The organism is Algoriphagus sanaruensis, assembly GCF_001593605.1.
Taxonomy (GTDB): domain Bacteria; phylum Bacteroidota; class Bacteroidia; order Cytophagales; family Cyclobacteriaceae; genus Algoriphagus; species Algoriphagus sanaruensis.
The window spans coordinates 3,168,153-3,186,773 of sequence record NZ_CP012836.1 but is presented as its reverse complement, the minus strand read 5'-3'; the positions used below and the strand labels follow the sequence as shown (position 1 = coordinate 3,186,773).

Annotated in this window: 11 protein-coding genes; all 11 read left to right on the top strand. The window is 39.4% G+C overall.

Annotated elements, in window-relative coordinates; all coding sequences use genetic code 11:
* Positions 1-35 precede the first annotated feature (35 nt).
* The 11 genes from AO498_RS13975 (at position 36) to AO498_RS13925 (ending at position 18,525) form a co-directional block, all read left to right on the top strand.
* Entirely contained in the window at positions 36-737 is a 702-nt protein-coding gene (locus AO498_RS13975; protein WP_067548949.1) for an acylneuraminate cytidylyltransferase family protein, read from the top strand.
* Between the two features lie 158 nt (positions 738-895).
* Complete coding sequence (locus AO498_RS13970) at positions 896-1,933, top strand: N-acetylneuraminate synthase family protein (protein WP_067548946.1); 1,038 nt, start codon at positions 896-898, stop codon at positions 1,931-1,933.
* Positions 1,934-2,041: 108 nt separating this feature from the next.
* Positions 2,042-3,172 (top strand): UDP-N-acetylglucosamine 2-epimerase, encoded by a 1,131-nt coding sequence (gene neuC, locus AO498_RS13965; RefSeq protein ID WP_067548943.1) that lies wholly within the window; start codon positions 2,042-2,044, stop codon positions 3,170-3,172.
* A 199-nt stretch (positions 3,173-3,371) separates the two neighbouring features.
* Positions 3,372-4,331, top strand: a complete 960-nt coding sequence (locus AO498_RS13960; RefSeq protein WP_067548940.1) for an MraY family glycosyltransferase — start codon at positions 3,372-3,374, stop codon at positions 4,329-4,331.
* Positions 4,332-5,153: 822 nt separating this feature from the next.
* Positions 5,154-8,282 (top strand): SusC/RagA family TonB-linked outer membrane protein, encoded by a 3,129-nt coding sequence (locus tag AO498_RS13955; protein ID WP_067548938.1) that lies wholly within the window; start codon positions 5,154-5,156, stop codon positions 8,280-8,282.
* Between the two features lie 32 nt (positions 8,283-8,314).
* Positions 8,315-9,880, top strand: a complete 1,566-nt coding sequence (locus AO498_RS13950) for a SusD/RagB family nutrient-binding outer membrane lipoprotein (protein WP_067548936.1) — start codon at positions 8,315-8,317, stop codon at positions 9,878-9,880.
* Positions 9,881-9,969: 89 nt separating this feature from the next.
* Positions 9,970-11,103: a glycoside hydrolase family 18 protein gene (locus AO498_RS13945; protein WP_067548933.1), complete on the top strand. Its 1,134-nt coding sequence runs from the start codon at positions 9,970-9,972 to the stop codon at positions 11,101-11,103.
* Positions 11,100-11,960: an ROK family protein gene (locus AO498_RS13940; protein ID WP_067548930.1), complete on the top strand. Its 861-nt coding sequence runs from the start codon at positions 11,100-11,102 to the stop codon at positions 11,958-11,960. The genes AO498_RS13945 and AO498_RS13940 overlap by 4 nt, the downstream gene beginning before the upstream one ends.
* Positions 11,957-13,810: an FAD-dependent oxidoreductase gene (locus AO498_RS13935; protein ID WP_067548929.1), complete on the top strand. Its 1,854-nt coding sequence runs from the start codon at positions 11,957-11,959 to the stop codon at positions 13,808-13,810. Before AO498_RS13940 ends, AO498_RS13935 begins: the two co-directional genes overlap by 4 nt.
* Positions 13,811-15,715: 1,905 nt before the next feature.
* A complete protein-coding gene (locus AO498_RS13930; RefSeq protein ID WP_067548926.1) occupies positions 15,716-17,038 on the top strand; it encodes a hypothetical protein in 1,323 nt (440 codons plus the stop codon).
* 89 nt (positions 17,039-17,127) lie between these two features.
* A complete protein-coding gene (locus AO498_RS13925) occupies positions 17,128-18,525 on the top strand; it encodes a hypothetical protein (protein ID WP_067548924.1) in 1,398 nt (465 codons plus the stop codon).
* Positions 18,526-18,621 lie beyond the last annotated feature (96 nt).

Below are 18,621 nucleotides of genomic sequence, written 5' to 3'. Positions count from 1 at the left end.
TCTTGGATTCCCCATCACCATTGAATTCAATTTTCATGTCTGCTTCTTCTCATCTACCCGTTCAGGTGATTATTCCCGCTCGGAAAAATTCCAAGCGCTTTCCAAAAAAGAATAAAGCCTTGTTAGGAGGGATTCCCTTAGTCGCCCACTCGATCCAATACGCCTTGGATGAGGGTGTTTCCAAGGACCAAATTTGGGTAAACTCTGATGATCCTGAAATCCTCGAAATTGCAAAGGGGTATGATGTGAAGTTGTATCCTAGGCTTGAGGGTTTGGCAGAGGATACTACCTCAACGGCAGCAGTTTTAGAAGATCAGTTGAATTTTTTTAAAAAAAATTTAATCCCATGTGAAGCTATTGTTCTATTACAAGTAACAAACCCTTTTAGACCAAAAGGCAAATTGCTTCAATGGATTACGGAATTGTTAGGGTCCGATCGATCTAGTTTGTGTTCTTTTAGTCCATTGAATAAAAAATTCGGACGAATTGAAAAAGGACAATTTCAGCCCGTCAATTATCAGCCTGGTCAGCGCATGCAAGATTTGGAAGCCTTGTATTACGAGAATGGATGCATTTATATCACCAAAGCGACTTTAATAGCAGATTCCAAGGTGATTGGAAAAGATGCAATACCTATTGTGATGGAAGATATCCTATATACAGTTGATATTGATGAAAAATTTGACCTTGAACTTGCAGAAGCATTATTGCTTCTCAGAAATGAAAAAATTCAATAGGCAAAAATCAAAATTTCTAAAAATCAGATCCTTTTTAAACAACACCTAAGCAGACTCATTGGGAGTTACACATATGCAGTTCGGCCTTTTTAAAGAATTCGAAAGTGAAGTGATTATTTTGGATAAGGAAAAAGAAGAAAAGAAGATAAAATTACACTATGAAAACCTTCAAAATTAAAAACCGGGAAGTAGGCATTGGGTGTCCTCCCTTAGTGATTGCAGAATTGGGAATCAATCATGAGGGAAGTTTGCAAACTGCTTTTGAAATGGTCGATGCAGCTGCTCGAGCTGGAGTGGAAGTCGTAAAGCATCAGACACATATTGTAGAAGATGAAATGAGTGCTGAAGCTAAAAAGGTAATTCCTGGAAATGCTGACGTTTCGATTTATGATATAATGGAGCGTTGTGCGCTCAATGAGGAAGAAGAAATTGCCCTTAAGAATTATGTGGAATCAAAAGGCATGATTTTTATTTCTACACCATTTTCAAGAGCTGCTGCTGATAGATTGCAACGCATGGATGTTCCTGCATTCAAGATCGGCAGTGGAGAGTGTAATAACTTGCCGCTCTTAGAACATATTGCCTCCTTTGGAAAGCCAATGATTTTGAGTACGGGGATGAATACACTTGAAAGTGTAAGAAAATCTGTAGCCGTATTGCAGGAATATAAAGTGCCATTTGCCCTGTTGCATACAACTAATCTTTATCCAACGCCTTATCACCTCGTCAGGCTTGGAGCCATGCAGCAATTAATAGAGGAATTTCCGGGTATTCCGGTTGGATTAAGTGATCATACAGTCAGCAATCATGCCTGCTTTGCGGCGGTGGCCTTGGGAGCTTCAATCCTTGAAAGACACTTTACTGATCACATGCAGCGAACCGGACCAGACATTGTTTGTTCAATGGATGAGCACGAGACCCAAGAATTAATCAAAGGCTCAAATCTTATTTTCCAAATGAGTGGAGGTAGGAAAGAACCGGCCAAGGAAGAGCAAGTGACGATAGATTTTGCTTTCGCTACGGTGGTGGCCATTCAAGATATCCAAGAAGGAGAGGAGCTTACCAAAGAAAATATCTGGGTGAAAAGGCCAGGAACTGGAGAAATTCCAGCCGAACACTTCAAGAGTTTGTTGGGTAAAAAATCCAATAAGTTTATCGCGAAAGACGTTCATTTGGGCTACAGCGATTTCAATTGATAGGAAGATTAGTTGGTTTTATTCTCCCTTATTCAAATCAATCACAGATCGTCTTCTGACATTAATCGTAATAGAGTAGTCAGGAGACTGTTCAAGTAATTCATTAAAATGAAAAAAATCCTTTTTTTATCGGGAACTCGGGCAGATTTTGGAAAGATAAAGTCCTTAATCCAAGTCTGTTCAGATGACCCAAATTTCGAGGTTCATATTTTCGCTACTGGGATGCACATGCATAAACAGTATGGCGAAACAGTGATTGAAATTGAAAAGTGCGGTTTTAAGAACATCTATAAATTCATTAACCATACCTCGGAAACCTCCATGGATTTGACTTTGGCTAAAACCATTGACGGACTTTCCTCCTATGTGAAGGAGAATCGGCCTGATTTGATTATAGTCCATGGTGACCGAGTTGAAGCGTTAGCTGGAGCTATTGTTGGAGCCTTGAACAACATTCTGGTTGGTCATATTGAGGGAGGAGAAGTATCTGGTACCATTGATGAATTAATCCGGCATTCGGTCAGTAAGTTGTCTCATATCCATTTTGTTTCCAATGAATTGGCGAAGAACCGTTTAATTCAAATGGGTGAATTGGAGAGTCAGGTTTATGTGATTGGTTCTCCGGATATTGATATTATGTTTTCCAATTCGCTTCCATCCTTGGAGGTCGCGTTGGGTTACTATGGGATTCCTTTTGATCGTTTTGCGGTTTTGATGTTTCACCCAGTGACTACCGAGGTGAATCAAATCGAACAATACAGTAGACTTTTGGTGGATGCTTTATTAGATGATTCTTCGAATTACATTGTCATTTTTCCAAACAATGATATGGGCTCCTCCAAAATACTCCAAGCCTATAAATCATTTGAAGGACATCCAAGATTTAAAGTATTTCCTTCCCTGAGGTTTGAGTATTTCTTGTCCATTCTCAAGCATGCCGAATTCATCATAGGGAATAGTAGTGCGGGGATTCGGGAAGCTCCTTATTATGGAATTCCGAGTATAAATATTGGAAGCAGGCAACAAAATAGGGCATTGGATCCTAGTATTATCCATGCTGATTTTTCTGGGGAGTCACTCAAATCCGCCATCAATCAAGCCAAAACCTCAGGCAGGACTTCTCCGGGAAGACAGTTTGGATCAGGAAATAGTTATACGTTGTTCCATTCCATTATCTCTCAGGATGAGTTTTGGCACATTGAACATCAAAAGCTATTTAATGACCTTTCTAAAAATTAAAAACCCACGATTATCGGAGATTTCGATTCTAATTTAAGCTCCTTGAATTTGCCAAAGAATGGGTCTTTAAGAAGCTAAAAAAAAGACACATAAAGATTCATTACCAAGTAATATAACCCAAAGGAAAGTTTTATTTGGTTTCAGTTCACTCTAATTAAAATCAGATTTAGGATTTTGACCTAACTTGATTTATTTATTTATGATGCTCAATTATTTTCTTGTTTTTACAATCCTCTTAGCTCTAGCTACTTTATATTTTTTACTCGCTAAAAAGTTTAATATCGTTGATCGCCCAAATCATAGATCATCTCATACCGAAGTGACTGTGAGAGGAGGAGGGATTATATTTCCCATAGCCATTATCTTATGGTGGTTGATCAATGATTTTTTGCACACCTGGATGGTTATCGGAATGGTCTGGATTGCAGCTATAAGCTTAATGGATGACCTATTTACGCTATCCAGAAAGCTCCGATTCGGAGTGCAATTCTTGGCCTTAACTATGGCCTTTTATGATTTAGGGTTGTTTTATCAGCAGCCTTATTGGTCTCTTCCCATTTTGTATTTCATTGCCTTGGGAATTATCAATGCCATCAACTTTATGGATGGGATTAATGGTATTACTGGATTGTATTCACTGACTTTTTTTGGGACGATCTTGGTGGTCAATCATTACATGCCGCTATTCGAGGAATCCATCATTCAGTATTTGATTCTGAGTATTTTTGTATTTCTGGTTTTCAATTTCAGAAAAAAGGCCTTGATGTTTGCGGGAGATATCGGAAGTATTTCGATCGCCTACATGATGATCTACTTCTTGGTACAATGGTACCTCGCGGGTCAGCATTGGACTATTATTTTGTTGTTGCTAGTTTATGGGGCTGATTCTTTTTTAACCTTAGGGCAGCGTTTATTGCGAGGAGAAAATGTGGCGCTTCCGCACCGTTCTCATTTGTACCAGTTATTGGTAAACCAATTAAAATGGCAACACATCTTCGTGTCCTTAGGATACGCCATTATCCAATTTGCGTTGAATTACTTGCTCTTTATTAAACCTCAATCTTACCCAACTTCTATCATTGCAAGTTTAACCTTGGTAATTACAGCTTTGGTTTATTTATCAGTTAAGCGACCAATTCAGAAAAAATTTAATTGCTAGCCCGATCAAATTTAAAAGTAGGTGGGGAAGTCATCAAATCTTAAAAAGAGAGATAAGAAATCAGATCCGCTAAAGATTTAAGCTTTTAGAAATTCAAGATAATCTAGAGTCTGTGGCCTGTTGGTTTGTTCCAACAGGCCATTTTATTTTCCGGGAGTTTTGAAGGTTTGTTCTTGAAAAATGGTTTGTCGATTTGAGGACGTTTACAAGCTAATTACTCAGCCTTCATTCAGGTTGGCCACTATTAATTTCTTGTTGGTTTTGAGACTATTAAGAGAATGGGCTTAGGAATATTTTTAATAATTGGGCCTTAATTCTTTTCTGATTTCTAAAAAATCCTGGTTTGATAAGGGTGATTTGAGCCGGATTTTTAATTTCTAAACCGTTAAACTCTCTCTTTATATAAAAAATTCGATTAAAAAGATCGTATTTTAAGAAACTTGTCAATTCGATCGCCTTTTTTGTTAAATCTTTCTATATTGTTTGATAAATATGGTGGAAGTTTCCACAAGAGAAGTGAAATAAAGGATTTGTTGAATTTACTTTTTTAAAAAAATCAAAAAAGAATTCTATTAAACTTAAAAAAATTCAACTTAAAATTTGTTCAAATAATTTCAATTCTTAGATTTAATCTCAGTTTGGCTAGAATTGACTTTGATAATTTTTTCAATTGCGTTCTAGCCCTGTTTTCAAGGATTTATGAAGATTAGTTTTCAAACAGCAGAATAAAATGGCAATGAACCAAATACAATTTCTTGCCAATCAGGCATCGGAATCATCCGATTTTACAACTCAATTATTTCTAACATTTTCTTACCAGCTATGAGAAAGTTTCTATCAATCGCTTTCTGTTTGGCTTTGCTATTTAACCTGACGCAAGTCATGGGGCAAGGTCAAAGAAGAGTGGTGAAGGGAGTGGTCACTGCAACATCAGACGGCCTTCCCATGCCAGGAGTCACCATCCTGGACAAAAGCAATCAAACCGGTACCACAACGAATGTGGACGGAGAATACTCCATTTCTGTGACTGACCAGTCCGTTTTGGTGTTTTCGTTTATTGGTTTTTCCACCAAAGAAATTACTGTGGGAAATCAATCAATTATTAATGTCGCTTTGGATGAGCAGACGAGTGAATTGAGCGAGGTTGTGGTAACTTCATTTGGTATGCAGCGTGATCAAAAATCACTAGGATACTCAGTAACCCAACTATCAGGCGATAAATTCACTGAGTCAAGAGCGATTAACCTTGGAAATGCGCTAACAGGTAAGGTTGCAGGGGTAAATGTGACTCCTCCAGCAACAGGTGCTGCAGGTTCAACCCGTGTAGTAATTCGGGGTGGATCTTCGCTAACCGGCAATGATCAGCCACTTTATGTTGTGAATGGAGTTCCAATCGAATCCGGAAACTTAGGTTCAGCAGGTCTTTGGGGTGGAAATGATGCCGGTGATGGCTTGGCAGCAATTAACCCGGATGATATTGAGAGCCTTTCTGTATTGAAAGGAAATACTGCGGCTGCACTTTATGGTGCAAGAGCTGCAAACGGGGTAATTATCATTACTACCAAAGGTGGAACCGCTCGTAAAGGTGTCGGAGTTGCTATCAACTCTAACTTTACCGTGGAAAGTGTAGTAGACCGTACCGATTTCCAGCGAATTTATGGTCCTGGCCAGGATGGAAGAAAGGCTTTGACACAAGATGAGGCTATAAATACTGCGATCAACGGTTGGGGTGCCAAATATGATGGTGCAAATTCGATTCAGTTTGATGGACAGCAAAGACCTTATTCTTATTTAGGAGAAGGCTTTAGCGACTTTTACAAGAATGGCCAGACCTGGAATAATTCCGTTTCCCTATTTGGTGGAAATGAGAATACTACTTACCGCTTCTCTTTCTCCAACTTGGAGAATAACGACGTGGTGCCTAATGCAGGGTTTAATAGAAACGTGGCTAATATCAATGTGAATAGTAAGCAAGGAAAATTCACGCTTGCCGTTACTGGTCAATATTCAAAGCAGGCCGCACAAAACCGTCCTCGTCTTTCTGATTCACCTGGAAACGCGAACTTCTCTATGGTTGTGAAGCCAGGAAATATTCCACTAGATGTCATCAAAGGTGATCCAAACAAGCCAGGTGCATTGCCTGATGGAAATGAGCTTCGTTATCAATCTAACGTATTCCAAACAAACCCATACTGGGCAGCATATCAGTGGGGAAGAGAGGACGTAACTGATCGTCTATTGGGTAATATGAGTTTGAGATATGATTTCACCGATTGGTTGTATGCTCAAGGTCGTTTCGGTACTGATTTCCAAGTTCGAGATGAATATTCCTTCGAAGCTTATGGAACGGCATTCAAACCAAGAGGTTCTTACAATACTTCCACTCAAACAATCCGTGAGAACAATATGGATTTCATGGTGGGATTTGCTAAGAAATTTGGCGATTTCGATGTGGATGGCTTTATCGGTTCTAACATCATGAGAAGAACCAACGAAAGTAAAAGAGGTGGAGGAAATGATCTGGTTGTTCCTTTCTTCCATTCTGTAACCAACGTAGCAGCTCCAACTTTCGGTTATGGCTTTAGTGAATTGGGAATTAACTCTTATTTCGCAGCAGCTAACTTTGGTTATAAAAACGTTGTTTTCTTGAATTTGACAGGTCGCCAAGATCAGTTCTCAACTCTCGCTCCTGAGAATAGCAAATTATTCTACCCATCTGTAGGTACTTCAGTAGTAATCTCTGACATGATCGAAATGCCTAAGGCAATTACCTTCATGAAATTAAGAGCTAACTGGGGTCAAGTAGGGGGTGGAGCTCCAAATCCTTACGCCCTTAATTTGACCTATGGTCTAGTAGGTGCAGGTCACCTTGGTGCTAGCTTGGGACAAATCAACAATGGATCAATTCCAAATGCTGGTCTCGCTCCATATACTTCTACCGAATATGAAATCGGTACAGATATGAGATTCTTAGACAATCGATTGGGAGTTGATTTAGCATACTATAGAAGAAGAACTTCCGATGACATCTTGGCAACTGGTATTTCAGCAACTTCTGGTTTTGGTTCGACAACCATCAATATTGGTGAACTTGAAAACAGAGGGATTGAATTGTTGATTAATGCAACTCCAATCGATGGTAAATTCAGATGGGATGTTTCCTTCAACTTCGCAAATAACATTTCTGAAGTACTAAGCTTGGGAACTAATGCAGCAGGCGATCCAATCCAATTTATCAATTTGGACGAGGCTCGTACTCGAAGAGAAAGAATCCGACATATTGTAGGTGAGCCTTTGGGTATGATTGCGGGTTTCAAGCAATTGAGAGTCAATGGCCAGCCAGTTTATGACGCCAATGGTTTCCCAGTAACCACTTCTGGTTATGAAACTATAGCTCAAGGTCGTCACCCAATTTCTGGTGGTATCACAAATACCTTCTCGTACAAAGGTTTCAGATTAATGGCATTGATCGATTTTAGAAAAGGTGGTCATGTAATGTCTGGTACAGATTATTTTGCTTACCAGTATGGTCTTCACAAGAATACTTTGATGGGTAGAGATGGTTCACTTACTGTTACTGGTGTGACTCCTGAAGGAACCCCAGGTACCTGGACTATTCCTGCTGATCCAAGTGATCCAACCAAATATTTGATCGATAACTACTGGCAGAGATATTCTCTAGTAACTGAAAATATCGTTTATGATGCTTCATTTGCCAAGTTGAGAGAATTCTCTTTCGGCTATACCTTCCCGAATTCCATGATCAGCAAGACTCCATTCCAGTCCTTATCACTTTCAGTAGTGGGACGTAATTTGGCTTTGCTATGGTCCAAGACTCCAAATATTGATCCTGAAGCTTCTTACACGACTTCAGGTAATGCACAAGGTCTTGAGTTTTTCTCTGTACCGGCTAACAGAAGCTTTGGATTTAACCTATCTGCTAACTTCTAAGACTGAAGGTTTAACCCTAAACTATTGAAACGATGAGAATTTTAAATAAAATGACCGGTCTGATGTTGGCATCTCTGCTTTTTGCTACCTCTTGTAGTGAGCAGGATTTATTGGACCTGAATATCAATCAAAATGCAGTCGAAAACATCGACATGCAATACCTCTTTTCTTTGGGGACACTTCGAATAGGAGGTGAATATGAAAATACCCGTGCAAATATGCTGTATGCGGCAACAATGATTCAGCATACCGCTTCCACAGCAGGCTATTTCTCCGGAGATAAATATTTCTACTCAGCTCAGTATTCTGGAGCTTACATGGAGCGCCATTTCACGGATGTGATTCGTTTGTTCTCAGAGGTTATTCGAAAAACCAAGGATGATCCTAATGAGGCAAATGTGAATGCTGCCGCGACAGTTCTTCGTGTGTTTGATCTATTGAGAATGACTGATATGTACGGAGATATTCCTTACACTCAGGCTGGTTACGGATTGGAAAGCGAGGATAATTGGTTCCCTAAATATGAAGCTCAAAAGGATGTTTACTATGCAATGATCGAAGATCTGAAGGCTGCAAGAGATAAATTCTCTTCTTCTGCCAGATCTTTGGGAGCGCAGGACTTCATCTATGGTGGTAATATTGATAAGTGGAAGAAGTTTACCAATTCTCTTCTTATGAGAATGGCTATGAGAATGAGTAATGTGGATGCTGCTAAAGCCCGAGAAGTATTTACCGAGGCAAATAACAGTGGAGCATTCTCTTCCAATGACGATATCGCATTTATCAAGTATGCTCCAGGTCCTCAAGGTGTAAACCGAAACGGTCTGAATGACGGATACTGGAATACCTATAAGTATTCTAGAGACTGCAAAGTCTCCAAGACTTTCTTGGATTGGATGACTGCTAATAATGACCCTAGAAAAATGATTGTTACAGGTGGGGTAGGAAATCCTGATGCTCCGGCTACTTGGATTACGGATCCTGCTTTGCAAATTGGTATGCCTAATGGGTACAATTCTACCAATATCCGAGACGTAGTAGCTCCTGGAACATTAGATGGTTTCTCTGTCGTTCAGCAAAACTTCTCAATGCTTAATCTAAAGTATTTGGATTGGGAAGATCCTTACTATCTACAGTCTTATGCTGAAGTAGAATTGATGAGAGCAGAAGCAGCACTTAAAGGCTGGATTTCTACCAATGCAGAAACTCACTTCAATAATGGTGTGACTGCAGCCATCAATGCTTGGACTTATTTCGATGGATCTTTCGCGGTTTCTGCTGATGCAATCCAAGCTTATATCGCTGGAAGAGGATTTGGTGCAGCTTCAGAGTCTGATAAATACCGATTGATCGGGGAAGAATATTGGGCAGCTACCTACTTGAATGATATTGAGTCTTGGTCTAACTGGAGAAGAACAGGGTATCCTGCACTTACTCCAACACAAGATCCGAATGCGTTTGAAGGAAACTTTATCCCTCGAAGATTAAGATATTGGGAGTCTGAGATCGGTTCTAACCCGCAAAACTATGCAGACGCTGTAGCCCGAATGGGTGGCGACTTGTTTGCAACAAAAGTTTGGTGGGACGGAGGTAATTAAATCACCCAAATTAGTACGATTAACGGAGGTTTTGGCATTTGCCAAAGCCTCTGTTTTTTTAACTTCGTCTAGAAATTTCAATCCTGTCTATGAAATACCTTTCTTTTTTGGTGCTACTCGTCCTGTTTTCCTGTAGCCCAAATACTTCCGAGCATAATGCTTCAATTCAAAAAAATAAAGTGATCGTAGGATATGTTGCTGGATGGAAAACAATCAATCCCAAAAAAATCCCGGCAGAAAAGCTGACTCATCTCAACTATGCTTTTGCCCATGTGGATAGTATGGGCTTAGTGGCTCCCATGTCACCTGAACATGCCACGCGTGATAGCTTGAATTCTTTAGCACTACAATCCTTAAAGCAGCGTAATCCTAATTTAAAAATTCTGGTATCTATCGGAGGATGGACGCACTCCAAGGGGTTTTCTGAGGCTGTTTCTTCCCCTCAAGGAATTCAAAAACTTACTCAATCAGGCATCGAATACTTGATCAAGCATCGGTTAGATGGGTTGGATTTTGATTGGGAATATCCTGGGTTGCCCGGTGATAATAATCCCTACAAAAAGGAGGATAAGGAAAACTTTGTTGCCATGTTAAAAAGCTTCCGAGAAGCACTTGATTCTTTAGGAGCAATTCATCAAACTCATTACCTAAGCACCATTGCTTCAGGTGGATTTAGGTCCTATTTGGAGGCTAATGATTTGACAAAGGCCCAAGAATACTTGGATTTGGTCAATATTATGGCGTATGATTTTTATACTGCAGGAGATCAGGTTACTGGGCATCACGCTAATTTGTTTCCTAATGGAGCAAAAGGTAGATCTGCTCAAACAACTGTGGATGAACATGTCGAATTTGGAGTGCCTGTGGAAAAAATCGTTCTAGGGATTCCCTTTTACGGAAGAATGTGGAAGCAAGTATCACCCGAAGACCATGGACTCTTTCAATCTGGGAAATTTGAAATGGGTTTGCCCTATCACCAGATTTATGCCTTGGCGACTACAAGCAAATTCCAGCGATTTTGGGATGAAAAAGCAGCTGCTCCGTATCTTTTTTCCAGTTCGGACTCTACTTGGATTACCTATGAAGATACCGTTTCGATTCAAGCTAAAGCTCAGTTTATCAGAGAAAAGAACTTAGCAGGTGCCATGTTTTGGGAACTTTCTGAAGATAACACGGGAACCTTACTAGAGAAACTTTCTAAAGCCTTGCTGCCTCTCCAATGAAGCCAAGGTATATTGGGATAGATATCGGCGGGTCTCATATTTCTGCGGCTAGAATTGGGATTAATCAAGGGGGAATAACTGTTTCCGATGAAGTCGGAGTTTCTGTAGATACCACTTTGGAGGCAGATCATATTTTGTCATCTTGGACCGATCTGATCAAAAAACTTGATCCAAGTGCTGATGATTTTTTGGGCATAGCTATGCCCGGTCCCTTTGATTATCAGAATGGAATTTCCCTACTAGAGGACCAAGGGAAAATGAAAAGCCTCTTTGGGCGCTCAGTTCGTGATGGACTTTCTCAACGCCTTTCCATTCCTCCCAAACAAATCCTATTCACGAATGATGCGGAAGCTTTCCTATTAGGTGAAAAAATGGCAGGAGCAGGTAAACATCATCAAAAAATTCTTGGATTAACCTTAGGTACAGGCTTGGGGTCGGCATTTTTTTTAGAAAACCGTTGTACCGATGCAAAGCTTTGGACTGCTCCATTTAGAGAAGGTATTGCAGAAGATTATCTAGGAACTGCTTGGTTCATTTCGGAAGCAGAAAAGCAATTTGATTTAAAAATTTCCGGGGTCAAGGACTTGGTTTCAACTGGTGAATTGACTCAAGAGGCAAACCATCTTTTCTCCGAATTTGGAAAAACTTTAGGGGAATTTATGGTTCCGTATTTTAGAGAATACGGATTCGATCAAGTCATTTTGGGAGGGAAAATTTCCCTAGCCTCCCCATATTTTCTTCCTTTTACACTTCAATACCTTTCCTATCACGGGTTTCATCCTGATTTTAAAATTGCCCAACTTGGCGAAAAAGCAGCTTTAATCGGTGCTTGTTGGCCACTGATACATACATTATGAAAAAAAATCTTAGCCTCTCATTTTTACTGACTTTTTGGTCAATTATTGCTACAGCTCAACAACAATTCGATTTGATTATTATCGGTGGTGGAGCTAGTGGAACTTCTGCGGGAATTGCTGCGGGTAGAATGGGGACTAATACACTCATTTTGGAATCCTCATCTTGGGTTGGAGGAATGTTAACCTCGGCTGGCGTCTCGGCGATTGATGGGAACCATCGACTTCTATCAGGGATTTGGGGGGAATTTCGGGATAGTCTTATTGCGAGGTATGGATCCCAACAAGCCCTCGCCACAGGTTGGGTGAGCAATACCTTGTTTGAACCCAAGGTTGGACAAGAAATCTTGAAGAATATGCTTCTTTCCACTCCAAATCTTGAACTCTCCTTAGAAAGTGAATGGAAATCAGCTTTCTACAATAATGGGCAATGGACCGTTACCTATCGAAGGGGAAATAAAGATTGGATTGTGATCTCTAAAATTCTGATTGACGCTACAGAATTAGGTGATGTGGCCGCATCTATTGGACTTCCCTATCGATTGGGAATGGATGCTCGAAGTGAAATCGGAGAGGAGTTTGCGCCTGAAAAATCCAATTCCATCATTCAAGATTTAACTTTTGTAGCGACTCTACAGGATTTTGGAAAAGGAAATGACCGTACTATTCCCAAACCAGAGGGATATGACCCTTCCGAATTTGCTTGTGCCTGCGCACATGCCGATCCCATTACAGATCAAGCCCCGACATTGGATTGTGACAAAATGCTTGCCTATGGCAAACTTCCAAACGGTAAATACATGATCAATTGGCCGAATTGTGGCAATGACCATTATGTCAATCTGGTGGAATTAAGTCCGGAAGATCGTCTACTTGAAATCGAAAAGGCCAAGCAGACTACGCTCAGATTTGTGTATTACATTCAGCACGAACTTGGATATAAGCACCTTGGTTTGGTAGAAAATGAATATCCAAGCCAAGACCAACTCCCTTTAATTCCGTACCATCGAGAATCTAGAAGATTTGAGGGGAATGTCACCTTTACGCTTCCACATGTTCGATCTCCTTATCAAACAGAGAATCCCTATTTTAAAACAGGAGTAGCTGTAGGGGATTACACGATTGATCACCACCACAAGAAAAATCCAAATGCTCCGGCGATCGATTTTATAAAAATCCGAGTGCCTTCTTATACGATTCCGCTCGGGGCTTTAGTTCCCAAGAATCATCCCGCCCTTATTCTTGCCGAAAAAAGTATTTCAGTTTCCAACATTGTCAATGGAGCCACTAGACTTCAACCTGTGGTATTGGGGATTGGGCAAGCTTCAGGTGTTTTAGCTTCAGTAGCTATTAATCAAGGAAGTTCGCTTCAAAATGTGTCTATCCGTCAGGTTCAGCAAGAACTTCTCGATCAAAAAGCCTTTTTAATGCCGTTTTTGGATGTTTCTCCGTCCGATCCTCATTTTCAAGTGATTCAAAAAGCAGGTGCGTTGGGAATTTTGAAAGGGGAGGGAGTTCCTTATCTATGGGCAAATCAAACTTGGTTTCATCCCGATCGGTTGGTGAGCGAATTTGAATGGGTTTCCGGGATTAGGACTTATTACCCAGAGCTTCGGGAGTATTGGGGAGCATCTGGAGCGAACTTGACCATAGGTCGTATGATTGAAATTCTTTCCATCACTAAGACCCCAATCAAACTAGAAGACTTTGGGAAAGTCTGGGCCAATTTTGGTTTAGAGGGAAAACCAACCCTAGACAAGATATTAAATCGCAGGGACGTTGCCGTAATTACTGATGCGCTATTGCCGCTCTTTCAATTTGAAATTGATTGGGAAGGGAATTTGAAAATGTGATTTCGGAAGATCATTTTGATTAAAAAGTGCTAGTTTTTTGCTCCTTGACTTTTGCAATTTCGAGGTACGATCCCCGGATTTGCAATCCTTTTGGATTGAACCCTAAATTTTAAAATTGATAATTCGTCATTACATTCCATTTCGCTGGGATTTACTCTTGCTTTTCTAATTGAATAATTTATACAGCGCTTTTCCGTCTTTTTCCTCATTAACCCAGGGTTTCACCCTGGGCTATTCACGGTTAGACCCCTACAGGGTCTTTTTAGAATTGAATATCAGGAGAAACAATTCTAAGTTAAAAGAGATCGAACATCAAGATGAAAATCAATTGTAATTTGGATCGCGAAGGATGTGGTCCTAGAAGACAGGCGGTTTTTGGAGGACAAGTCGTTAAAAAAAGGCCCGGTGGACATTTTTAGACTTGGGCCAGGCTGTAGGGAAGGGGCGTTAAAAATTCAGGCTAGCTTCAAAAATGAACACACATGAATTCTAAAGTTGATTTTTCAGGCGCGTAGGGAAGATTCAAAAGCGGGCCAGCGACCGGCCTTGTGCGGTGGGAGCTTTTTTGAATCTTGATTTTTTGGGTACTTTTTCATCAAAGCCGGCCCCGATTTTTTCGGGGGAAAAAGTACCAGAGAAAAAAGGCTAAAAAGTTTCTCTGACAGGTTAATAAAGGGAAAACCATTTTTTTAAAATGAACAAACGTTCCATTTCATTGCGCTGGGATTTACTCTTGCAATCAGGATTGAATAATTAACCCAGCGCGCATAATTTCTCACTCCCATTTAACCTAACGTTAAAACGCTGGGCTACCCATATCCGACCCCGATGGGGTAAAAATGAAGAGCGAACATTTTTTTTAATTTGAAAGTGGATTTAATTCGTGTGGGATGTGGCCCTAGAAGCCAGACGGTTTTTAGACTTGGGCCAGGCAGTAGGGAAGGGGTGTTAAAAATTCAGAATTAAATACAATTGAGCACCTTCGTTAATTATTTGGGCGCGTGGGGAAGATTCAAAAGCGGGCCGGCGACAGGCCTTGTGCGGTAGGAGCATTTTTGAATCTTGATTTTTTGGGTACTTTTTCATCAAAGCCGGCCCCGATTTTTTCGGGGGAAAAAGTACCAGAGAAAAAAGGCTAAAATGTTTCTCTGACAGGTTAATAACGGGAAAACCATTTTTTTAAAATGAACAAACGTTCCATTCCATTGCGCTGGGATTTACTCTTGCATTCCGGATTGAATAATTAACCCAGCGCACATTATTTCTCTTTCCTATTTAACCCAGCGTTAAAACGCTGGACTACCCATATTCGACCCCGATGGGGTAAAAATGAAGAGCGAACATTTTTTTAATTTGAAAGTGGATTTAATTCGTGTGGGATGTGGCCCTAGAAGACAGGCGGTTTTTGGAGGACAAGTCGTTAAAAAAATGCTCAGTGGGCATTTTTAGACTTGGGCCAGCCTGTAGGGCAGGGCATTTTTTATTAGACAAGCTTTTGCCAACTTTTGGCTTCAAAAGTGGGAAGGAAATTAACGAAAGAAGTTCCTCTGACGGGTTGATCTTGAGAATAGCCCGAATAAAAGTTTAAAATCAACCAATCTTTTCCATTCCCCTAGGCTTGACTCTTACTTTTCAAATGAAATGAAGCTCATCTCAGTTCTTATCAAATTCCTATTTAACCCAGCGTTAAAACACGTGGCCAACCAGCCTGATTTTTTTAAATTACTTCAGGTATGTTTAAGTATCAAAATCCAAAATTGTAGTTCTTTTTGAATTTTGTTAAATATTTGAAATTCAATTATTTAATTTATGTGACATAAAATTTTACCTAATTTACCTTTAATAGTTATTACTTTTAAAGCTCTAGTATTTCCTTCGTATTGATCAAACTATTCAATTATCACCTTGAGATCAATAGTCGTTTTTTTAGGCATTCTTTTTAATATTTCGTTCCATTCTAGCACTGGGTGGGCGTCGACAACTCATTTTTATTTCACCTCAAATGCCCGTGAAACAAGCAAACAATGGGTATTGGGTGAAAAGGATGGAGCTCAACTTTACCTAGGTCAGTTGGATTCATTGTTTAAGCGAAAAAATTATGGAATCCATGTCATTAATCAAGATGGGCAATGGTTGGCCTGGCAAGATTGTGGGTTTGATCTTTTGGTTTGGGACAATGGAGCATGGAAGAACCAATATCAATTTAATAACTTTGGATACACCTGTTCTGGAACAATTTTAAACCGGGAAGGAAGGTTATATCTATTAGGAGGTAAAGGTCCTTTTCATCAGCATGTCGATCTGATTGAGTTCTATTCCCAATTCGGTTCATGGGAATTGATTCCAGTAGAACAGCAACCGCTCAATTATTTTTCACCTTGGAAATCAATTTCCGATCAAGGGATATTTCTATTGTTTGGGACATTTTCAAGTAAGCGAACCGATCAATTTGATTTTGTAAACCAAGGTTATTTCTTGGATTGGAATACCAATAAGTGGATGAGTTTGAAATTGAATTGGAAGCAGAATCAAGACATCCCAAATGTTGAGCAAGAGATTTCCATCTTCTTTGATTTACAAGATTATTCAATTGTCAAGCTCCAAGAAGGGTGGTTTATGTTGGATAAAGGGCTGAAAAGGATTCTATTTTTGGAGGAAGCGGCACTTCCTATTCAATCAAGTCCTGATTACTTCAGTATTTCCAATAATCAATTGGAATGGAAAATCGGGAATGAGCCAGTGAGCACTCTGGAGATTTCAGAATTAATAGCTCAAGCTAAGGAAGTTGCATCGATTCAAATTGTGCCTCAGGTTAAGGAAGTCGCCCCTAAACTTAGACTTCAAACCTTGGGTATTCTCCTTGCATTTTTCGTGGTGTTTGGAGGTTTGGCCTACACATTTTTTAAGAAAAGACTTACTAAAAAACATTCGGGAAACTCCGCCCCATTTGAATTTACAACTACTTCAGAAAAAGCTCCTGACCCAATGGAGATTTGGAGACAAAAGCTAATCACCGCAGGGAAAGAATTCTACACCACAGAAGAGTTAGATGCCTTTTTTGAATTTGATCCAGAGGATACCGCAGAAAATAAGCGGGTTAAAAGATCAAGATTGATCAAGGGTATCAATGAAAGTGCTCAGAAAATCACCGGAAAATCAATGATTGAGCGAGAAAGACAACCTCAGGACAAACGTTACTTCCGATATAGTATTGATTTATCAAGCTGAATCTGTATTACTTATGAGAAAGCTGATGGATAGATAAACTTTAAATTCCATTTTATCTGAATAATTTAATCACCACTCAAATTACCCTTGTGAAATTCAGATTTGGTTTACCTTACGTTTCATCTGAAAACCGTAAATTCGGATTGATTTTTATTGTCTTTTTTTTATTGCCTTCTCTATTATTTGGACTCACACCGAAATCTTCCTGGAAGGAAATCACAATTCAAAACACGAATGCAGGTAAACTGCCAGAAACCATATTTTTTTATTTGAATGATGAAGAGAAAGAAATGTTTCAACAAGCCAATGAATTGACGGAAGATTTCTATGCCTTTACAATCCGACATGAGAACGATAGTTACTATCTGAACAAAAATTGCCATCAAAATCTATGGAAATGGAATGGAACTTTTTGGGAGCCTTTAGGAGATTTAGAAATTGTTGGCTCTTATTGTCTTACCAATTGGGAATTCTATAAGGGAGAAATTTTTCATTTGGGTGGGACAGGATTTTGGGAGAATAAATCAGACTTAATTCGATTAAACCAAGATTTTAAAAAGTTTGAGTTTGTTCAAACTAAAAATCAACCTGAGAATTTCTATGCGCAGGGCAATTTTTACATGAATTCAGGGATGCTTTGCTGGGTGGGAGAAATCGCTAATGCTAGGATAAACGAAGATAAAATCCGAAGTGAGGGAAGATTTTTAGATTTAGAAACCTTGACTTGGCAAAGTATTCAAACTACTTGGCTGGACAAAAAGGCTAAAGAAGATTTTCAATCCTTGGTTCCCAAAAAATATTTCGGACTTGATTTAAATCGATTCGGATTACTCTTCTACGAGAAGGATGAAAAAAATGAATCAGGTATGTTCATCCTCGATAAGGATGACAGGCAGATTTACCAGTTCAATCAAATATATATCTGGGATCATAATACGTCTTTTTTAATTATTTATCCTGAGGATAAACTTGAGGTTCAATTTCTTAATCAGCGCACTCCAATAATTTTTCAATTTGGCGGAATAATTAAGAATTTAACTCCTGTTGCTTCAATTACAATTGATCAATCAAATCTGATGGGTTATAATTTGTCCCCATATTTCTCATATTCAATGACGCTCCCTATTTCCTTAATTCTTTTGATTTTGGGATTCTTAGTGATAAAGTCAATTAAGAATGGGAAAATTACAGACTCGATTAATAATCGAATTTTGATGGATCCTGAGTTGGCCGTTTTTATTCCGATCCAAGGACAGGTTCTTTCCCAGGAAAGGATGGATATTTTACTAGGATTGGAAGGTGTAATAAATCCGGATTTAAGAAAAGTCAACCGTTCAAGAAAAATTCAGCAAATCAATCAGGATTTTGAGCGACAATTTGGTCATCCATTGATATCAAGGACAAGGGATGAAAAAGACAAACGAATGATTCTCTACCAAATCAATGAATTCGTGGAGATTAAAGATGAAAAAACCGTTGTAGCTTAAATAAAGAAGAAACCAATGACGATTAATCATTAAATAAATACCAAAATCATCTGCATAAAAATGTATATCAACTCGTGTAAAATTGGTTTAACTACT